The organism is Streptomyces sp. NRRL B-24572 (genome assembly GCF_002156145.1).
GTDB classification, from domain to species: domain Bacteria; phylum Actinomycetota; class Actinomycetes; order Streptomycetales; family Streptomycetaceae; genus Streptomyces; species Streptomyces vietnamensis.
In genome coordinates this window covers 1-2,631 of record NZ_MWIG01000690.1, presented here as the reverse complement: position 1 = coordinate 2,631, position 2,631 = coordinate 1, and the positions used below count along the sequence as shown (strand labels likewise).

The window sequence follows — 2,631 nt, the reverse complement described above, 5'->3', positions numbered from 1 at the left end:
GCATCCCGCTGACGCTGGTCACCGGCCTGGTGCTCGTCTACACGCTGTTGCCGCTGGCCTGGCTCTTCATCAACGCCACCAAGGACCAGAAGAGCCTGCTCAGCTCCTTCGGGCTGTGGTTCGCCGACGACGTCAACCTCTGGGACAACATCGTCCGCACCCTCACGTACAACGACGGCGTCTTCGTCCGCTGGCTCCTCAACACCCTGCTGTACGTCGTCGTCGGCGAACCACAGCCCGAAGGAGCTGAGCAGGCTCTTCTGGTCCTTGGTGGCGTTGATGAAGAGCCAGGCCAGCGGCAACAGCGTGTAGACGAGCACCAGGCCGGTGACCAGCGTCAGCGGGATGCTGGGGCGCGGGTTGAGCGGGGTCTGCGGAGGCTTCCTGCGACCCCGTGCCGAGGCGGTGCGGCCGGCGGCCCTGTGCGTGCGCTGACTCGTGCCCGGGGCGGTGGCCGGTCCGGCGGGGGAGCCGGAGTCGGTGGCGACGGCCGCGGTGGTGAGGGGGGTGGTCATGTGTCAGCCCTTCCGCATGCCGCGCAGCTGGACCGCGTAGGCGATGATCGCGGTGATCACACCCATCACGATCGCGACCGTCGCCGCGTAGTTGTGCTGCTGGCCCGCGAAGGACAGCGAGTAGGTGTAGAGGTTCGGGGTGAAGTCGCTGGTGATGGCGTTGGGAGCGAGCTTCTGCAGGATGCTGGGCTCGTTGAAGAGCTGGAAGCTGCCGATGATCGAGAAGATCGTGGCGATGACCACGGAGCTGCGGATCGCCGGCAGCTTGATGGACCACACGACACGCCACTCGCCGGCGCCGTCGATGGCCGCCGCCTCGTAGAGCGAGCTCGGTACGACCTTGAGCGCCGAGTAGAAGATCAGCATGTTGTACCCGACGAACTCCCAGGTCACGATGTTGCCGATGGAGGCCAGGGCCAGGGAGGGGGAGAGCGGGTTGGGCAGGGTGACCCCGAGCGCCTCGTTGATGTTGCCGACGAGACCGAACTGCGTGCCGTACATGAAGCCCCAGATGAGGCTGGCGACGACGGCCGGCACGGCGTACGGCAGGAAGACGGAGACGCGGAAGAAGGTCTTGCCGTAGAGTCGGCCGCTGTCGATCGCCAATGCGACCAGCAGCGCGATCCCCAGCATGACGGGGACCTGGACCAGGAGGAACATACCGACCCGTGTCAGGCCGTCCCAGAAGCGGGGGTCGGTCAGCGCCTCGCCGTAGTTGTCGAGGCCGACGAAGGACGTTCCGCCGATGAGCCGGTCCTGGAAGAGGCTCAGGTATACGGCGTATCCGATCGGAGCCAGGAAGACGAGAGCGAAGACGGCGACGAACGGGCCGACGAAGCCCCAGCCCACGACGGCTTCCTTGCGGAAGCGGAGGCGGGCACGTGCGCGCGGCGGTGGCGCCGCCGTGGCGCGCGTCGACAGGAGCGTCATGACTGAGGTCCTTGCGTCGGTGACCTGACGGTCCGGAGACAGGGGAAGAAGAGGGGTACCGGGGGCGGAAACGACCCCGGGGGTGGCCGATGAGAAATGTTTACGTAATCATCGGGTAGCGAGATGGTGACACCCCCATGGGGGGGCGTCAAGCGTGCAGCGTGAATGTGAGGGATTCCGTGGCAAAGATGAAACCGGCCGATGTGCCGACGCCGGCCGGCGGCACGGGCCGCAGGATGGGGCGGGGCAGGCCACGACGGGTGTCCATGGCGGACGTGGCGCAGCTCGCGGGCGTCTCGTCCCAGACGGTCTCCCGGGTCTCCAACGGGGACGCCGCCGTCGTCGAGAGCACCCGGCTGAAGGTCCTCGACGCCATGAACCAGCTGGGCTACCGGCCCAACAGTGCGGCCCGCGCCCTTAAGCGCGGCGACTTCCGCGCCATCGGCGTCATCACCATGGGCCTCACCAGCACGGGGAACGTGCGCACCCTGGACGCGATCGCGGGCTCGGCCTCCCGCGAGGGCTACGCCGTCACCCTGATCCCGCTGGACGCCCCCACGCAGGAGAACGTCAAGGGTGCCTTCACGCGGCTCGACGAGTTGGCGGTCGACGCCGTCGTCCTCATCATGGAGGTCCACCTGCTCGACACTGCCGCCCTGACCCTGCCCCCGCACGTCAAGGTGGTCGTCGTGGATTCGGACGCCACCGGGCGCTTCCCCGTCGTGGACACCGACCAGCGGCAGGGGGCGCGCCAGGCCGTCCAGCACCTGCTCGACCTCGGGCACGAGACGGTGTGGCACCTGGCGGGGCCCGAGGAGTCCTTCGCCGCCGGCCGCCGCTCGGACGCCTGGGAGGCGACGCTGCGCGAGGAGGGCCGGCCGGTCCCGCCGGCCCTGCGCGGCGACTGGACCCCCGAATCCGGCTACGAAGCGGGCCTGCGACTCGCCGACGAACCCGGCTGCACGGCGGTCTTCGTCGCCAACGACCAGATGGCCCTCGGCGTCCTGCGGGCCTTCCACGAGCGCGGCCGACGGGTGCCCCAGGACGTGAGCGTCGTCGGCTTCGACGACATCCCCGACGCGGCTTCCTACATCCCGCCGCTCACGACCGTCCGGCAGGACTTCGCCGAGGTCGGCGCGCTGTGCGTCGACGCCGCTCTGCGCGAGCTGCGCGGCGAGACGGTGAC

General features: G+C 69.1%; 2 protein-coding genes and 1 pseudogene. 2 read left to right on the top strand and 1 reads right to left on the bottom strand.

Annotation, left to right across the window (positions count from 1 at the left end; translation table 11 throughout):
• Positions 1–275 (top strand): annotated as a pseudogene (locus CCN56_RS46015) (carbohydrate ABC transporter permease); the annotation flags it as partial.
• 243 nt (positions 276–518) lie between these two features.
• On the opposite strand, the gene CCN56_RS33665 reads toward CCN56_RS46015, so the two are convergent.
• A complete protein-coding gene (locus tag CCN56_RS33665; protein ID WP_086831627.1) occupies positions 519–1,445 on the bottom strand; it encodes a carbohydrate ABC transporter permease in 927 nt (308 codons plus the stop codon).
• Positions 1,446–1,711: 266 nt separating this feature from the next.
• Here CCN56_RS33665 and CCN56_RS33660 point away from each other — a divergent pair.
• The coding region (locus tag CCN56_RS33660) for a LacI family DNA-binding transcriptional regulator (RefSeq protein WP_179200073.1) at positions 1,712–2,631 on the top strand (920 nt) is incomplete at its 3' end.

What these genes read in the sequence shown, in the direction of transcription:
- CCN56_RS33665 (WP_086831627.1), bottom strand. Translation starts at nt 1,445, where the DNA reads ATGACGCTCCTGTCGACGCGCGCCACGGCGGCGCCACCGCCGCGCGCA.